The organism is Asaia sp. BMEF1, from assembly GCF_051628905.1.
Taxonomy (GTDB): domain Bacteria; phylum Pseudomonadota; class Alphaproteobacteria; order Acetobacterales; family Acetobacteraceae; genus Asaia.
In genome coordinates this window covers 2,562,805-2,579,506 of record NZ_CP157575.1, presented here as the reverse complement: position 1 = coordinate 2,579,506, position 16,702 = coordinate 2,562,805, and the positions used below count along the sequence as shown (strand labels likewise).

Below are 16,702 nucleotides of genomic sequence, written 5' to 3'. Positions count from 1 at the left end.
CCAGCGCAGCGCGGGCCAAACCGCCAGGCGGCAGCTCTATTGCCTAAGCCCCCTCACGTTGTTTTCGCGACGATCACGCGGTTGCGCCATTGCGTGGGATCGGTCGCAGGCTACACATTCCTCTTTTACTGCACGCGGCACGCGAGCCGTCTTCCCACTCGGGAGACGAGCCTGTTTTCCTGCGTTTCAATACCTTCGAGGAGTGAGATATCGATGCGTTCTGACAAGCCCCTTCCCGGCGCGCCAAGCAGGTTGAAGGCTTTCGGGCTGGCCGGCTCCGCCCTCGGTTATGCCATGCGTCTGCGGCGCTGCTGTCTTAGTATCGTCTGTTTCGGTCTCGCAGCAGGCACCGCACAAGCTGAGCCGCGCAAGGTCATTCTCGACGATGACGGCTTTGCCCTCGCCCAATGGATGGTCATCAAGGCCCCCGATGTTCAGGTGCTCGGCGTGACGAGCGTGACGGGCGATACCTGGGCAAAGGAGGCTACGGCCGATGCGCTGCGCGGTGTTGAGATTGCGGGGCGTCCCGATCTGCCCGTTTATACTGGGGCAACCTATCCGCTGGTGAATACCGAGGCCCAGACCGAACGCTGGGAAGCGCTCTACGGCAAGATGGTCTGGAAAGGCGTGTGGATGAAACGCTGGGTGGAACCCACCCTGCAGAAACTACCGCCCTATCACGGACCCGATGTTGTTCCAGATCTGCCGCAAGGCAACCCGACCATCAAGGCACAGCCCGAACGCGCCGCCGATTTCATGATCGACATGGTGCATCGCTATCCGCATCAGGTGTCGATCATCGCAACCGGGCCGCTCACCAATCTTGCCTTGGCCCAGCGCCTGGACCCGGAATTCGCCTCGCTTGCGAAAGAGCTGGTTTATATGGGGGGCAGCCTCAACCCGCGCCAGACGCGGCCGGATGAAGTAGCGCATCAATTCGCCCGCGAATTTCTGAACACGCCTCGCCGTGAATTCAATATCCGCTTCGATCCCGAGGGCGCGAGCATCGCTCTGCGCGCGCCCTGGGCAAAGATCACCATGATACCGGTTGATCCCTCGACGGACACGGAACTGACCCCTGCCCTGCTCAAGCGCCTCTCGCGCTCGGATACCCCTGTAGCCCGCTCGCTCAGGACACGGGAACCGGGCTTTCCGCTCTGGGATGAAATCGCCGCTGCAGTCTGGCTCGACCCCAGCCTGATTACGCAAAAGGCGGATCTCTATGTCGATGTGAATACGCAGTTCAGCGGGTCTTACGGCGATATTCTTTCCTGGTCGCCCGGCTATCAGCCCGGTCTTGGCGAAGGCAGAACGATCGTGGTGCAGAGAATCGATATCCCCCGCTTCGAAGATCTCATCGACCGCCTCGTTGCCGCCCCACAAAAACCGCTGAGCGGCAGACCCCTACCCTGAGCATGCCCCCCCCTCTCGGGAGCCTCGCCAATCTCGTCGTGTCACCCCGGTCTCTTTCTTCGGCCTTTCGCACGCCTCAGACCGGCGCGCTGAGGTTAATGCGGAGACCGCTCCACCGGGTCGGGTGACATTCTTCAACCGTGAAAGATTGTCTTTCGACCATGGCGGATCCCGAGGCGGCACGAAAAACGAAGTGGATGATCGCACCGGGTCGTTCGACATCCCGCGCTATCTCCTCCTTTTACCATGTCAGCTGCTCCCTCCACGGAGAATCCGCCCCCCGTTTGGCGCAGGTGACACTCGCGACTTTCTGGCCGTAGGCGAGCGCGTGATGCAAGGCGGCGGCTGAGGGATGGCCCAGATTTTCCGGGGTGAGCAGACCGTTTTCATATAGCCCAGCCAGGAAACCCGCCATGAAGCTGTCTCCTGCACCAACCGTATCGACCACATCGGTAGGAATGGCAGCGGCTTGCGCATGAGAGATGCGGCTCCAGCCGCTCACACCGTCCTTGCCATGGGTGATGACCACCACTCTGGCACGATGGTCCAGCCAATTGGCGGCGGCTCGTTCATGCGGCAATCCGGGAAAGAGCCAGTCGAGATCGGCGCCGCTGATCTTGATGATGTCGGCAGCCTGAAGAAGCCTGTCGATGCGCGCCCGATAACCCGGCTCGTCGCGCACCAGTGAGGCGCGAATATTGGGGTCGAAGCTCACCAGCCTTTCCCCGCCTGCCTCACGCAGAAAGAGCCGTTCGTAAGCCGAAGCCGTCGGCTCACGCATAAGCGCGATGGAGCCGAAATGCAGCGTCCCTACCCCGGAAAGCGCCGCACGGGAGGGCATCGCCTCACAGATGCGGTCTGCCGCAGCCTCATCGTAGAAAGCATAGGCTGGTTCAGCCTGGTCGAGGCTGACGAAACCGAGAGTCGAGGGGGCGTCCAGCCTTTGCAGAAAGCGTTGCCCAACCCGACTTTCGTTCAGACCGGCCACGAACTGGTCGCCGAAAAGATCGGTCGACACGGCACAGCCATATTCTGTCGGCACGCCGAGCCTGCCCAAGGCACGCGCGACGTTATAGGACGACCCACCGAGACAGGGACGATAGGCTGCCCCTCCCCCGGCCTGCACGGGAATGAAATCGATCACTGCCTCGCCGAGGCAGAGAACAGAATGTGTCATGGCTGTCTTTCCATCCGGGAGACGCGGGTCAGTTCCGGCAACCGTCACAAATGAGAGGAATCATGCCCCCGCTGCGGTTGCCTCGAAAACGGCAGCGGCTTCTGTCGTCTGCGGATCGGAGAAAAGCTGCTCGGCAACGACAGGGCTGAAGGTGAAGGTATCGCAGCCCAGCGAGGCGAGGCGCGCCATGTCTTCGGCATGGCGCAAACTGGCCACGAGCAAACGTGTGGCCGTGCCAGAGGTGGCCAGAATGGCCTGCATCTCGCTGATAACGGCCAGAGCATCGCGTCCACTATCGCCGATGCGCCCGAAATAAGGGGCAACATAATCGGCCCCGGCAGCCACTGCCGTCAGCGCCTGATGCGCGGCATAGACCGCAGTGAGCGTCGTGCGCACGCCGCGCTCGTGCAGGGCCGCCACCGCTCTGATGCCATTTTCAGTGATGGGTACCTTGACCACGAGGCGCGGATCGAGAGCGGCAAGGGCGAGACCGGTTTCGACCAGGGCCTCGGTTTCCGTACCCCAGCACTGGGCCTGAACCTCTTGTACCGGATAGGCCAGGATTTCGCGCATGAGCGGGGCGATATCGTCAAGCATGCTGCGCAGTCCGGCACGGTCGAGAATGGTCGGATTGGTGGTCACGCCATGAAACAGGCCAGTCGGCAGCCAGCGCGCCAGTGCCTCGCGATCAGCCGTATCGAGAAATAATCTCACACCCGAAAGGGTGCCAGGTGCGGCTTTCTGGACCATGTGACTCTCCTGACCTCGTTGGCTCATGGCCGGGAGAATACGTACTTTTGTTTTATTGTCAGGACATATGTTAGATTTAGCGAACACATATGCGTCACCCGAAAAGCGGTGCGCAGCATTTGCGGAAAAGACGACCATGATACGCGTGAAGCGGATGCAAGGCAGAGGCGTGACATCGGACAAGGCGACGCGTCTGCGCGTGGCCTGGATGTATTATGATCGCAAGATGACCCAGAAAGACATCGCCGACGCGCTGGGTCTGGCACGCAGTACGGTCATCCGTCTGCTGGAAGAGGTGTTGCGTCGCGGCGAGGTGCAGATCTGGATCGGGACCGACTCACAAGAGACTCTCAGCCTTGCCGCCGATCTCGCAGCGCGCTTCGATCTGGCCGAGGCGATTATCGTGCCTCAGGCGCGCAGTCAGGATGAGGCGACACGATCGGTCGGTGCTGCGCTCGGGCGTTTTCTGTCAGAGACAGTGCATGAGGGCATGAGCCTCGGTGTCGGTTGGGGCAGGACCCTCACAGCCTCACTGAGCAGCTTTCGCCCCACTCGCCTGCCCGATACCCGCGTCATTTCACTCTTGGGCGGCATGATAGAAGCGGGGCGCGAAAACAGCACCGATTACGCCTGGCAACTCGCCAGCCGCATGGGAGCGGAGTGCTTTCTTTACCCGGCGCCGCTACTGGTCGATGCTCCCGAGACGGCGCGTATTCTGCGTGAGAAATGCGGGCTCGACAGGCTCGATCGCATGGCAGCCTCGCTCGACATGGCGGTACTGGGTGTCGGCGATATCGGGACCGGCGCGACGGCATTGTCGCGTGGCCTCATCTCTGAGCCCGAGTATGAGCGCCTGATCGAAAGCGGCGCGCTCTGCGATGTGATGTGTCACGCCCTCGATGCCCAAGGCTGTGAGATAGCCCACCCTGTCAACAGCCGTATCATGTCGGTCGCGCTCTCCGTTGTAGCGGAGACGCGTCATCTGGTCATTGCCTCTGGTGGTGAGGCGCGTGCGGGCGCCATTCTTGCCGCGATCAGGCGACTGGGCTGCCATACGCTTATAACAGACGAGGGAGCTGCACGTGCCCTGCTGGCCCTCCACGACACAACAGACTGAATCAGCATTCGCCAAAAAAAATGCCGCCCCTCGAAATGAAAGGGCGGCGTCTTCAATTGGGAAAAAAACAGGCTGTTATTTCAACTTTGCATTGCACTGCGAGTAATAGCCACCGCCCTTCTGAATCCATTTGAGCGCGCCATTGCCGCCGCTCTGCTGGTTTGCATGATACTGGTCGAGACAGGTTTTCATGCGGGCCTTGCCAGCAGAAAGCTTGGCATATTGCGCCGATACGGCCGACGGGAACACGACATTGCCGGAAGCGACTGCGCTGGGTTTGGAGGCAATGCCCGCACCCGGTGAGGCCGGGGCCTCGCTGGTCACTTTCTTGTCGGTAGCTGCCTCTTTCTCAGCGGCGGGCATGTTCTGCTGCGCCGCCTGAGTCGACACCTCGCCGCATTGAGCGGCCTTGAAGTCCTTGTATTTCTGGCCGTTCAGCGTGCCCGCCTTTTCGGCAGCCTGAAACTTCGCATGGCATTCCTTGGCGGTCAGCGCCAGAGCCGAGGGGCTGGCGCTGACTGCCCCTCCGATCATGAGACTGGCCAGAAGAGCGCGGCCCGAGAAAGTGCGAGCAGATGAGCGTTTCAGTGCCATTGGCATTTCTCCGATAGGACGGTGCGGATCAGTTGATCCGCTCGCCATGAAGAACCATGTCCAGTCCTTCAAGTTCCTCATCACGCGTGACACGCAGGCCGATTGTGAGATCGATCGCCTTCAGGATGATGAAGGTGAAGATCACGCACCAGACGATGGTGACGCCAACTGCTTCGGCCTGACGGATGAACTGGGCAAAAGAGCCCACCACACCGGCAGGATTGGCATCGGTTGCCGAAAGCGGACCATAGGCGAACACACCCGTAAGTAGCGCACCAACGATACCACCCGTGCCGTGAACGCCGAAGGCGTCGAGGCTGTCGTCATAACCGAGGCGCGGCTTGAGAATGGCAGAAGCCCAGAAGCAGACCACACCCGCCACGAGACCGATGATAAGCGCCGGACCGGCCAGAACGAAACCGGCAGCCGGGGTGATGGCGACCAGACCGGCCACCGCGCCCGAGATGATGCCCAGAGCCGTCGGCTTACGGGAATGGATCCATTCTGCGGCCATCCAGGCCATCGCACCGCCTGCGGTGGCGATCTGCGTGGTCAGCATGGCCATGCCTGCACGACCATTGGCACCACCGGCCGAACCGGCATTGAAGCCGAACCAGCCCACCCAGAGCAGCGAGGCGCCGATGATGGCGTAGGTCAGGTTGAAGGGCGACAGATCTTCATGCCCATAGCCACGGCGCTTGCCCAGAACCAGAGCCGCCACGAGACCGGCAACACCGGAATTGATGTGAACGACCGTACCACCGGCAAAATCGACGGCACCAATACCGGCCACCCAGCCGAGCGGGCTCCAGACCCAGTGCGCGATCGGGGCATAGACCAGCAGCGACCACAGAACGGTGAAGACGCAGAGCGCCGAGAACTTCATGCGCTCGGCAAAGCTGCCCGCGATCAGGGCCGGGGTGATGATGGCGAAGGTCATCTGGAACATGACCCAGACGCTCTCGGGGATGGTCATCGCCACCGGGTTGGCCGAGTTGGCGCCCATGGTGAAGGCCTGATCGACACCCTTGCTGATATGCTCGGCAACGCCGTTCAGCATGAAGCGCGACATATCGCCGATCCAGGGCGTGCCCGTGCCGAAAGCAAGGCTGTAGCCCACCACGAGCCAGACAAGGCTCGCGATACAACAAATGGCGAAAGACTGGATGAGCGTGGCCAGCACGTTTTTCTTGCGTACCATACCAGCATAGAACAGGCCCACACCGGGGATGGTCATCAGCAGAACGAGTGCCGTGCTGACGAGCATCCAGGCAGTGTCGCCCGTATCGATGGCGGCAGGGGCTGCGAAAGCAGGCAGCGGCGTAAGAGCGAGGGAAAGGGGAGCTAGCGCCTTGAACATGCGGCTCATATGGCGGTTTCTCCCGTTTCACCGGTTCGGATGCGGATGACAGTGTCGAGCGGCGAGACGAAGATCTTGCCATCGCCGATCTTGCCGGTGCGCGCAGCATTGAGGATCGCTTCGACCACCTCATCGACGATATCGTCGGTCACGGCGATCTCGATCTTGACCTTGGGCAGGAAACTGACCTGGTATTCTGCCCCTCGATAAATCTCCGTCTGTCCCTTCTGACGACCGAAACCCTTGATCTCGGTAACCGTTAGCCCCTGAACCCCTAACGGGGTGAGAGCTTCACGGACATCGTCCAGTTTAAACGGCTTGATAATCGCCGTGATGAGCTTCATTACGTCCCTCCGCGCCGCAGCAGACCTCTGTTTTCGCAAACAGTTCTGCCAGTTCTCATGAACGTAAATCGTGCCAGTTTCATAACGAGATTGGCAAGGGCCGATAACGATCCATTTCCCATTTCCCGGGACTGCATTAAAAAAGCCACGGTTATTCAGGCTGTGGAGAAATAAGCCCCATGCGACAGGTCGATATCTGCATCAACGGCGCCGGTCCGGTTGGGGCGACTCTGGCCTGTCGTCTTGCGGCTTCGGGCCTGCGAATCCTGCTGATCGACCGCGCGCCCCTGCCCGGAATGGAGCATCCGTCGCTCGACGGCCGCGCTTACGCCATTACCGAGGGCTCGCGCCGTATGCTCGACGCGGCCGGGATATGGCAGCATCTGCCGAACCCTTCCCAACCCATACGCAGCATTACCGTCAGCGACGGCCGCCCTGGTCAGGCCGCCTCACGCCATGGGCTGTGCTTTTCGCCGGACGACGCGCCTGTCGAGAATGGCGCGAAAACCCCGTTCGGCTGGATGATCGAGGCACGCGATCTGCGCGCCGCACTCAATCATGCCCTGACCACCCATGAAGGGGCCCTCGAGGTGGTTGCCCCGGAAACCGGCAGCTTCGTTTTCGAAGAGAACCACGTCACGATCACGCTCGGCTCGGGGATGCAATACCGCGCCGCACTCGTCATTGCCGCCGAAGGCAGGCAGAGCCCGCTGCGCCAGCAGGCGGGCATCATGGTGACGCGCCTGCCCTATAATCAGTGCGGGCTGATCAGCATCATCCATCACGAGCGACCACATGAAGACCGCGCGCTCGAACATTTTCTGCCCCAAGGTCCATTTGCGCGCCTGCCTCTGCCCGGCAATGCCGAGCATCCCTATCGCTCGGCCATTGTCTGGGCCGAATCGACAAGCCGCGCGGAACGTTTCTACGCCCTCGACGAGAGCGGTTTTGCCAAAGCGATCATGCAGCGTCTGGGTGACGATGTCGGCAATGCCGTGCCGGTCGGCCGCCGCTGGATCTACCCGCTCTCTGCCCAATATGCGCAACGTTATATCGCCCCCCGCCTGGCTCTGGCAGGCGATTCCGCCCACGGGCTGCACCCGATTGCGGGACAGGGGCTGAATGTCGGCTTCAAGGACGTCATCGCCTTGGCAGCCCTGCTTGAAGAGCGTTTCACCAAAGGGGGCGATCTCGGCGCTGCCGATCTTCTTACCCGCTATCAGCGCCGTGTGCGCCCCGGAAACATGGCCATGATGGCCGCCTGTGACGGGCTGGAGCGGCTTTTCGGCAATGATAATCCGGTTCTGCGTTTCGGGCGCGATCTGGGTCTGGAGGCGATGAACCGTCTGCCGGGCCTGCGGCGCGCCTTCGTGAAGAAGGCCATGGGGCTATGAGCACACCACCCGATCTCACCGTCATCTGGCAGGAAATGCTCAAACAGAGCGATGTCTGCTGCGATGTGCTGATTCAGGGTGTATTTGCGACCGGAATCAGCGACCACCGCAATTTTCAGGGCGCGCTCGCGGCCTTGCTCGGTACCAAACTGGCCGACAGGGCGCTTTCGGCGCCCGTGCTCTCCGCGCTTGTTACCTCAGCACTGATCGAAAGCCCCGAGATCGCCGAAGCCGCTGCCGAAGACATGATCGCGATTTTCGAGCGCGATGCCGCCTGCCCCGATTACGTGACGCCTTTCCTGTTCTTCAAAGGCTATCACGCCATTCAGGCCTATCGTATCGCGCATTGGCTTTGGCAACATGACCGCCAGCATCTGGCCCGCCATATCCAGAGTCTGGTGAGCGAGCGCTTCGGCCTCGACATCCACCCGGCGGCCCAGCTCGGGCGACGTCTGGTGTTCGATCATGGTGCCGGGATCATCATCGGTGAGACCTGCATTATCGAAGATGACGTCTCTCTGCTTCAGGGCGTGACGCTGGGCGGCACCGGCAAGGAAACGGGCAATCGTCACCCCAAGGTGCGTCGCGGTGTTCTGGTGGGCGCCGGTGCCATTGTTCTCGGCAATATCGAGCTCGGGGAAGGCGCCAAGATCGGCGCAGGTTCAGTGGTGCTGGAGAGCGTTCATCCCTACACTACTGTCGTCGGCAATCCGGCCCGCCGCATCGGCACGCGCCACACCAGCATGCCCGCCCTGGCGATGGATCAGCGCCTGCCCCCGGTGGATTACGTGATCTGACCGGCCTAGCGCGCTGTGAGTCGGATTGGCCCCGGCTCGCAGCGACGTGGTTTTTTACAAAAAAGCCTCGAAAACGAAGATCATTCATCCGGTAGTTGAGACGGCTGCACCGTAGAGAACCACCCTATCGATTTATCCATAATATCTCGCCGCCTAGGAGTTGAAAAATTCTAAAGAGACAGATGTGCTCATCGAAGAGGAAAACCTCTAGGCTCTCGCGAATTAGGAAAAGATACGAAATCTCTGCTCTTGAACCTCTAAGAGTAGGAGCTGTCTCAAGCCCGATCTCAGAAAACTTGGGTTTTAACAGGATTACGAGATGATTGATAAAAAACTGTGGGACGAATGTCTCAAGGATTTCTCAGGAGCTTCCTGTAAGACTTTACTTATAGGAACAGGAATAGACGAATTAGATATATCGTCTTGCGAAAAGAAGGAAATGTTTAAAGAATTTCTTGTATATGGCATGGAAAAAAACCTGGTCATTGAGTTTGACTATGATCGCGATCTACCAGTATTTTCAGGGGAGAGCCCGGAAATTGTAGCCGACCGTATTCTTTCAGACTGGCCAAAGAAAACAATTGAAGGCTCTCTGGAAAAAGATAAGGATTTTTTTCTTTATTTCATAACCTTGAACAAGTTTGCCCAGCTTTGGCATGGAACGCGTCTTGGCTATGTAGGTTGAACGACATTCTTGGAACTTATTTGTTCTTTTAGATACTAGCTAGCCTGCAGAGCCCTACTCAAGGAGCATTGTGTTCCTTGACCATTGATATCTTCCCGGCGTGAAGAAGGTTTGGACTGTAAAAACAGCGAAGGGTGAATTCCGACTGAAAAGAAAGTCGGCGTCGTCGGAAAAGGGCGACCACTGATAAATTGACAATTGATCTTCCGCGAGGGTTATCAAATCCTACCAATGCTTGATCTATGAACCTAAAAATTTTAGCAGGATGCAGATATGATAAATAAAAAACTATGGGATGAATGCCTTGAGCATTTTTCGGGAGCATCCTGCAGGACGTTGTTCGTACATACCGGAATAGACGATTCGAACTTGGATTCAGAACAGAAAAAATCTTTATTCAGGGAATTTCTTATCTATGGCATGAATAAGAATATTATAACAGAGTATGACTATGATAACGAAAGACTCATATTTTCCGGCGATATTCCCCATATCGTCGCTAATTGAATACTATCCACATGGCCTAACAAGAAAATTGACGGATTTCTAGGAGAAGACGGGGATTTTGGAATTTATCTCTCAACACTAACCAAATTTGCACAGCTTTTCCATGGGACAAACATCGGTTACGTAGAGTAATTCTATTTACAATTCCAATATCTCCTATCGATAACCTTATTTTTTCGTTTCAGCCCGGTGAGGTTGCGGTGTATCCTAGGCACCGTGAGCAGGTTGCCGGCCTGTTCATAGGAGGCGTTTCCCCGCTCAAAACTGTGGATCGAACTCATGGACTATACCGTTTGGGATAAATGCCTAAAGGACTTCTCTGTCACATCCTGCCGTACGCTATTTATCCATACAGGGATCGATGAAATTGATGTGAATTCAGAAAAGAAAAGAAAATTATTTAAAGAATTTCTCGTATACGGCATAAACAAAAATATAATAATAGAGTTCAACTATAACGAAGATAGACCTATATTTTCCGGCGATACCCCCGAGGAGGTAGCAGATCGGATCCTTTCCGATTGGCCAAAGCGTATAGTCCGGGGGTCATTAATCGATGATCTTGAGTACTATCTCTTTTTTATAACGCTAGAAAAATTTGCGCAGCTTTGGCATGGAACACGTATTGGCTATGTGGGTTGATAATCAGATCAACCTGATCCCCAACCTGATGAACGTCCAAGCACAGGGGACGTAAGAAATGGGACATCGGGGCCGGAGAAAGATCTGGAGGTCCTCCTGTCGGGCCACTCTTTGCCTGACAGGCGCGTTCGGCCTGTATATCGCCACACTGGCTTACCCTCAGCCCGCTTTCGCTTTCCGTCTCCATTACCAGCAATTCGATGTCTGGTCGGATCGCCCCATCGACGACCATATTTCTGTCGTTCTGGATGATGCGACGCGACGGCTGCGGACATCGGTTCTCTATACGTCAGAGCAACGCTTTCACGTTTTTTTCTGCAATACGCGCTGGCGGTTACAGCTTCACGGGGTGTTTCATCCCGATGTCGGTGGCATCGTGATCGGGCCTCTCACGTCCAATATCTATCTCCGTGAGTCGGACATCCCCCATGACAGGATCATTCCACCCTACGCTGGGCCGATAGCGGACGCCAAGGTGCGCCCACTCGCCTATTACATTGCCCATGAAGCAACGCATGTGATGCAAGGTCGCGCGTTTGGTCGTTTCTTCGCCGTGACCTATCCGACATGGCTCAACGAGGGCTATGCCGATCTCGTCGGCAAGGGCGGTGACTTCGATTTGAGGGATAATCTGGCGCGTTTCCAGGCGCATGATCCCCTGATGGATGTGGCCCGAAGCAGGCTCTACCGACGCTATCATCTGGAGGTCGCCTGGATGCTGGAACAAGAGGCGGTTCCCCTCGATACGCTCTATGCGCGTCCGCCTTCGGAGGACCTGCTTATGGCAAAATTACGGGCCGCCCGGCTCCCCTGAGACCGGCCGGATCGCACGTCTCTCAAATCAGTCAAAGGCCTTGCGAACGAGCGAGCCGAGCAACGTGCCCTCTGCCGCACCCGTCGCTTCCGTGGCGCCGAGATAGGGACCAAGTGCGCCTGCCAGATTGGACAGGGTAAGGGTCTGAAGCCAGATCCGCCCCGGTCCTGTCAGTCTGGCAAGAAACAGCCCATCACCGCCGAACAGCTTGTTGCGTATGCCGGGCAGTGTCGTGATATCGAACTGCACGCTCTCTTCGAACATGCCGACATGACCGGGATGCACATCTATCTGCTCACCGGGCGCGAGATCATGCGCGATGATCTCGCCGCCAAGCTCGGCCCAGAACCGGCCGTAGCCAGAGATACGTTGCAGCACAAAGCCCTCACCGCCGAACAGCCCTGCGCCCAGCTTGCGCTGGAACGCCATATCGAGACGCACCCCTTCGGTCCCGGCAATAAACCCGTGGCGATGCACGAGATAGGCGCGTGACCCGTCCAGCGCGTGCTCGGTGATATGGCCCGGTATCTTGGCGGCAAAGGCTACCATGCCGGGTGCCCCTTCGGCACGATATTCGGTCATGAACAGGCCGCCGCCTGCAATCATGCGCGAAACAGAGCCGAAAAACCCGCTATTGCCTGCCCCGGCAGTGCTCGTGCTCAGGGTCACGTGCGGGCTCTTCCAGGAGAGTTCACCCGTCTCGGCCACCAGGCGCTCGCCCGGCTGAAGCGCTATGCGAAGCACCGGAAAAAGCGACCCGTCGATTTGCACATCCATGCCAGAGGCTCCCTGCAACAATGAGACACAAAGCTTGGCACGATCGGCAGCTTCAGTGCAGGGAGAAAATCACCCAACCCGTCTCTTTTCGCAACGAACCCGCACACAGGCGCTGTCAGAGAAATTCCACATGGGTCTTGAAGCCCAGAAGTACCGCGTCCCTGAGATTGCCCTGCCCGTTCGGGCGGATGAAGGCCTGAACCATCGGCTGCATCAGCACGCCGCGAAAAGCGTGCCAGCCATAATTGGCTTCGATCACAATCGCATGGCGCTGTATGCCGGTCGCGCGATAAGGCAACACGGCGCCCTGAGCGCGCAGCAATGCCTCGGTGCGCTGCACGCCCGGTGAAATGGCGGTATAGCTGAAGGCCAGTGCAATCGTATCCTCAGGGCGTGACGCCCAGGTGCCGCGGCTGATCAGACCGCCATAGACCTGCCAGTTACGCAGGGAGACGCGCTTGTCATTATACAGAAATCCCCAGAGCGCGGTCAGGCCTGAATCGCTGTCCTTGCCTGTCTTGTCACGACGATAGGTCGTGAGCTTCTGATCCATCAGCACCCAGGTATTGAAACTGGCGCGATGCTGCCTCTGGATCAGTCCGGTCAGCACATAAGGCTGGCCATACTGGTCTTCATGAATATCCGAAAGCGGTGCCGTGGTAAGCGCGGCACCGATCTTGTAATGGCCGGGCAGATGGCCCCCGAGTTTCGGCTCCCAGCCCAGTTCGAGCGGCATTCTGACGCCATTGATATAGGCGCTGTTGAATTTGAACCCGCTGCGATTCATCGTGTACGAGAACATGCCCTCTTCGGTCAGATAGAGACCGAGCTGGATATAGGACTGCGGTAGAGGGCGGCCACGCACGCGCAACCCCCAGTTTCCGGCGGGGAAGGTCGAGGCATAGCCCGTATCGGCGGCGGCACGCGGTCGCCCGCAAATCGCATTCATCTGAAAGGTGCAGTAAAGCGGGCTGGCCGCGAAATCGGAGAGCTCGGCCATTCGCCCTGCGGCAATCGAAAGCTTGCCGCCATAGAGCGTCTCCTCGCCATAGGCCATGACGAGATGCACCACCACATTGCCGCCACCGCCATAGATTTCTGAGGAATGATTCAGCCAGTCGCCGAACATGCGATTGGCCGGTGTGCCATAACGCCCTGTCACGACCATATGAGTCGCAAAGCCCTTTATATGGGCGATACGCTCCCAATCGACATTGAGCGACAGCGCATATTGCCCGGCATTGCTCGAACCCTGGCGATAATCGCCCACATCCTTCGTCGGTGGTGTGACCGCAGCCGCATATTCGTTGATATTGTCGAGCAGCACCCCGATACCACGGCGACGCAGCCAGTCGGTCAGACCGTAAGGGTTATAGAAAACCGCCTTGGGCTGGCCAAAAGCGGGCACGCTGGTCGGTTGCAGGGGCCGGTCAGGAAAAGGATCGTTGATCTGGTAGCTGGGTTCCGACCCCGTCTCTTCCTCATCGTCTTCTCCCGCCCAGACAGGCATGGGCGCCGAAAATCCGGCCAGACAGGCCGCTGCGAGACTCCAGCGAAAGAAGGATTTCGACACGATAGGCGAAGCTCACGACAGAATAGAATGCACGTCCCTATCATCCGATCGCCTCGCCTGACCACCCATATTCCGGGTAGATCCGCTCCGCCCGCAGCGGGAGGCTCGCCTATTCCGCGTCGATCTTGCGCTTGGGAAGCAGGGCCGGAATGAAGGTCAGCGTAGCGAGAAGCGTGCAGGCGAGAGACATCAGCAGCAGGCGCCCCATGCTCGCCGTGCCAGGATGCTGCGATGCCGCCAGCGAACCGAAGGCCGTGCCCGTGGTAAGCGCTGAAAACAGAACGGCGCGTGCGGTAGGCGACGTCAGCGGGCTTTTGATGCCCGCGCGCCAGTTCATGACGAAATAGATGTTGAACGATACGCCTACACCCAGCAGCAACGGCAAGGCGATGATATTGGCGAAGTTCAGCGTCTCGGGCACGGTCACGATCAGAATGACCGTCAGCAGGGCCGAAAGCATCAGAGGGGCCAGAACCAGCACCATATCCAGCAGACGACGCAGCGCGACGAACAGAATGATCGCGATCATGACCAGCGCCGAGATCGCCGCCGTTGAAAAGGCATGGACCATGGTATGCGCGCTCTCGACCACTTCGAGCGCCGTCCCCGCCGTATTCTTGTCGACAGAGAGCATGTCGCTGAGGAAGTGATACAGCACCTTGCTGTCAGACATACGCCCTTTGGGCAGGATCTTGAGCAGGGCGCGCCCATCAGGCAGCACGTAATCGCGCGCGATATCCTGAGGAATACCCTCGAGCGTCACGGGGGTCGGCTGAAGCACATCCACCAGCTGGGCAAGCTGCTCCGGCAGGAAGCGTGTCAGCGCCGTATTGGCAGCAAGAATTTGCGCGTCGGGCGCCTTGGCGAGCAGGGCGAGCGATTTCTGGATATCACGCAGGGGCGAGCCCGGCGCCGTCTTGTCGAGCACGGCTCCGAGCTTGCCCGAAGCTGCAGCCGCGCTGGCGCGCAACGCATTGGCATCGGGCGCTGGCTGCACCTCCTGTCCCACGAGGGTCGGCAGCAGAATCGAGGCCGTATCCTGGATCATCGCCAGTTTTTCGGTCTGGTTTTCAGGCACGAACATCCCAAGCCACATGACAGACGAGACGCTGGGCAGGGCTTCGAACTGCTTCACCCGCTCCGCCGCGATTTTGAGATTGGGAACGATGACCTCGCCATCATAAGGCGAGGCGCGTGGGTCCTGCTCCAGAAGATGAAGCGCCCTCATGCCCTCGGTATCGGGGTTCTTGGTATGCAGTGGATCGGCGTCGAAGCTCAAGCGTGGAATAAGCGCCAGACCGAGCAGGGCCAGCAGAGCGAAAAAGGCCAGAACAGGTTTGCGGAAACGACGCAGCAGGCGATCCGCACCTGCAAGTTTCCTGAAGCCCGGCTCACCACGGCTCAGACGCGCACGGAACAGGCAAAGCAGTGAAGGCAGCAACGTCATGGTGCACAGAAAAGCGATGATCATGCCGATACCGGCGATCAAACCGAGCTGCGCCACACCCACGAAATTGGTCGGCACAAAAGCGAGAAAGCCCGCCGCCGTCGCGAGAGAGGCTACGAGGATCTGATGCCCGGTTTCACGCCCCGTCTCGGCCAGTGCATCGGCAGGCGACATGTCGCCCCCTGAGGCCGGACGCTGCCCGCGAAAACGCACCGAGAACTGGATGGCAAAATCGACGGCAATCCCGACGAACAGCACGGCGAACGCGACCGAAATCAGATTGAGCTTGCCCACGGCAATGGCCGCGAACCCCGTTGTGAGCAGCAGTCCGATCACGAGCGTGATCAGAATGGGCACGATGACACGCACGGAGCGCACGGCCAGCACCAGCCAGCAAGCCACCAGAACCAGCGAGGTCAGCAGCCCCAGCCCCATACCATGGGCCACGGTCGAGAACTCCTCATCGCTGAGCTGAACAGGGCCGGTAATCATCGCAATCGCGTTGCCGCTTTTGACGAAAGGCAGAGAATCGATCGCCCTGCGCATGGCGGCACTCGCCTCGCCACCGGGCTGAAGCGAGCCGAAATCCTGATGCGGCTGCGTAAGCACATATTGATAATCGCCCGCCATATTAGCCAGCGGCCCCGCCAGAAGATTCTGCCATGAGAGATCCTGCGGATGACCCTCCGCAGCCTCATGCAGCGCTTTGGCAAAACCCTGAAGCTCTGGCGTGAAGCTCTCGGGAATGTCTTCACCGGCCGAGAGGCCCTCACCCATCAGGCCAAGCGCTGAAAAGATCCCTCGTGCAGACGGATCGGCAGAAAGCGTGCCCAGAAAGGGCTGCGCAGCAACGATGGAATCGAGCAAGGAGCCGAGCACAGGCTTGTCGAGATAAAGAAGGCCGTGATTTTCAAGGAAAGGCGAATCATCAGGCAGTCTGACGGTGTGGAAATTCTTGTGATCGGCACGCAGGATCTTCGCCAGTTCGCGTGCCGTGGCGCGCCCCTGTTCGGGCATGTCTGCCTTGATGATGGCGACCATCAGATCGTCATTTTGCGGGAAAAGCCGGCTCAACTCGGCCCCACGCTGTTTCCAGGGCAGGCTCGCGGCAAACATTTCATCGGTATCCGTCGTCACACCGAGACGTTGCACTGTCAGAAACAGGCTACCCGCCGTCAGAAGCGTGAAAAGGAAAATAACGATCCAGGCGCGTCTTGTGCAGAACGAGACGATCGAGCCGATGAAATTTGCAAGCATTGGAGTGCGATTAACCCTGCCACGGTGAGACGCCAAGGCGTCACGGTCCGGGCA

15 protein-coding genes are annotated in these 16,702 nt (G+C 58.7%); 7 read left to right on the top strand and 8 right to left on the bottom strand.

Annotated elements, in window-relative coordinates:
* Positions 1-213 precede the first annotated feature (213 nt).
* Positions 214-1,413, top strand: a complete 1,200-nt coding sequence (locus ABHV46_RS11470; protein ID WP_438381576.1) for a nucleoside hydrolase — start codon at positions 214-216, stop codon at positions 1,411-1,413.
* A 241-nt stretch (positions 1,414-1,654) separates the two neighbouring features.
* Here ABHV46_RS11470 and ABHV46_RS11465 read toward each other — a convergent pair whose 3' ends face one another.
* Positions 1,655-2,590, bottom strand: a complete 936-nt coding sequence (locus ABHV46_RS11465; RefSeq protein WP_438381575.1) for a carbohydrate kinase family protein — start codon at positions 2,588-2,590, stop codon at positions 1,655-1,657.
* A gap of 60 nt (positions 2,591-2,650) precedes the next feature.
* Positions 2,651-3,340, bottom strand: coding sequence for a transaldolase family protein (locus ABHV46_RS11460; protein WP_438381574.1), 690 nt, complete (start codon positions 3,338-3,340; stop codon positions 2,651-2,653).
* Between the two features lie 136 nt (positions 3,341-3,476).
* On the opposite strand from ABHV46_RS11460, the gene ABHV46_RS11455 reads away from it, so the two are divergent.
* Positions 3,477-4,457, top strand: a complete 981-nt coding sequence (locus tag ABHV46_RS11455; protein ID WP_438381573.1) for a sugar-binding transcriptional regulator — start codon at positions 3,477-3,479, stop codon at positions 4,455-4,457.
* 75 nt (positions 4,458-4,532) lie between these two features.
* On the opposite strand, the gene ABHV46_RS11450 is transcribed toward ABHV46_RS11455, so the two are convergent.
* The 3 genes from ABHV46_RS11450 to glnK are packed head-to-tail and all read right to left on the bottom strand — an operon-like array spanning position 4,533 to position 6,755.
* Positions 4,533-5,051: a hypothetical protein gene (locus ABHV46_RS11450; protein WP_336946070.1), complete on the bottom strand. Its 519-nt coding sequence runs from the start codon at positions 5,049-5,051 to the stop codon at positions 4,533-4,535.
* Between the two features lie 28 nt (positions 5,052-5,079).
* Positions 5,080-6,411: an ammonium transporter gene (locus ABHV46_RS11445; RefSeq protein ID WP_438384375.1), complete on the bottom strand. Its 1,332-nt coding sequence runs from the start codon at positions 6,409-6,411 to the stop codon at positions 5,080-5,082.
* A gap of 5 nt (positions 6,412-6,416) precedes the next feature.
* Positions 6,417-6,755 carry a P-II family nitrogen regulator gene (gene glnK, locus ABHV46_RS11440; protein ID WP_025841918.1) on the bottom strand — a complete coding sequence of 113 codons (339 nt, stop codon included), beginning with the start codon at positions 6,753-6,755 and terminating at the stop codon, positions 6,417-6,419.
* 179 nt (positions 6,756-6,934) lie between these two features.
* Here glnK and ABHV46_RS11435 point away from each other — a divergent pair, with 179 nt between their 5' ends.
* The 5 genes from ABHV46_RS11435 (at position 6,935) to ABHV46_RS11415 (ending at position 11,594) form a co-directional block, all read left to right on the top strand.
* Positions 6,935-8,149: a UbiH/UbiF/VisC/COQ6 family ubiquinone biosynthesis hydroxylase gene (locus tag ABHV46_RS11435; RefSeq protein WP_438381572.1), complete on the top strand. Its 1,215-nt coding sequence runs from the start codon at positions 6,935-6,937 to the stop codon at positions 8,147-8,149.
* Complete coding sequence (gene cysE / locus ABHV46_RS11430) at positions 8,146-8,946, top strand: serine O-acetyltransferase (RefSeq protein WP_438381571.1); 801 nt, start codon at positions 8,146-8,148, stop codon at positions 8,944-8,946. The genes ABHV46_RS11435 and cysE overlap by 4 nt, the downstream gene beginning before the upstream one ends.
* A gap of 319 nt (positions 8,947-9,265) precedes the next feature.
* Positions 9,266-9,631, top strand: coding sequence for a hypothetical protein (locus ABHV46_RS11425; RefSeq protein ID WP_438381570.1), 366 nt, complete (start codon positions 9,266-9,268; stop codon positions 9,629-9,631).
* Positions 9,632-10,417: 786 nt separating this feature from the next.
* The gene (locus tag ABHV46_RS11420; RefSeq protein WP_438381569.1) at positions 10,418-10,780 is read left to right on the top strand and encodes a hypothetical protein; all 363 of its coding nucleotides are present in this window, start codon (positions 10,418-10,420) and stop codon (positions 10,778-10,780) included.
* 58 nt (positions 10,781-10,838) lie between these two features.
* Complete coding sequence (locus ABHV46_RS11415) at positions 10,839-11,594, top strand: hypothetical protein (protein ID WP_438381568.1); 756 nt, start codon at positions 10,839-10,841, stop codon at positions 11,592-11,594.
* A 27-nt stretch (positions 11,595-11,621) separates the two neighbouring features.
* Here the strand turns inward: ABHV46_RS11415 and ABHV46_RS11410 are convergent, their stop codons facing one another.
* The 3 genes from ABHV46_RS11410 to ABHV46_RS11400 all read right to left on the bottom strand — a co-directional run bounded on the left by ABHV46_RS11410 (position 11,622) and on the right by ABHV46_RS11400 (position 16,648).
* A complete protein-coding gene (locus ABHV46_RS11410; RefSeq protein ID WP_438381567.1) occupies positions 11,622-12,371 on the bottom strand; it encodes an AIM24 family protein in 750 nt (249 codons plus the stop codon).
* 115 nt (positions 12,372-12,486) lie between these two features.
* Positions 12,487-13,944, bottom strand: coding sequence for a carbohydrate porin (locus tag ABHV46_RS11405; RefSeq protein ID WP_438381566.1), 1,458 nt, complete (start codon positions 13,942-13,944; stop codon positions 12,487-12,489).
* Between the two features lie 109 nt (positions 13,945-14,053).
* A complete protein-coding gene (locus ABHV46_RS11400) occupies positions 14,054-16,648 on the bottom strand; it encodes an MMPL family transporter (RefSeq protein WP_438381565.1) in 2,595 nt (864 codons plus the stop codon).
* Between the last annotated feature and the right edge of the window lie 54 nt (positions 16,649-16,702).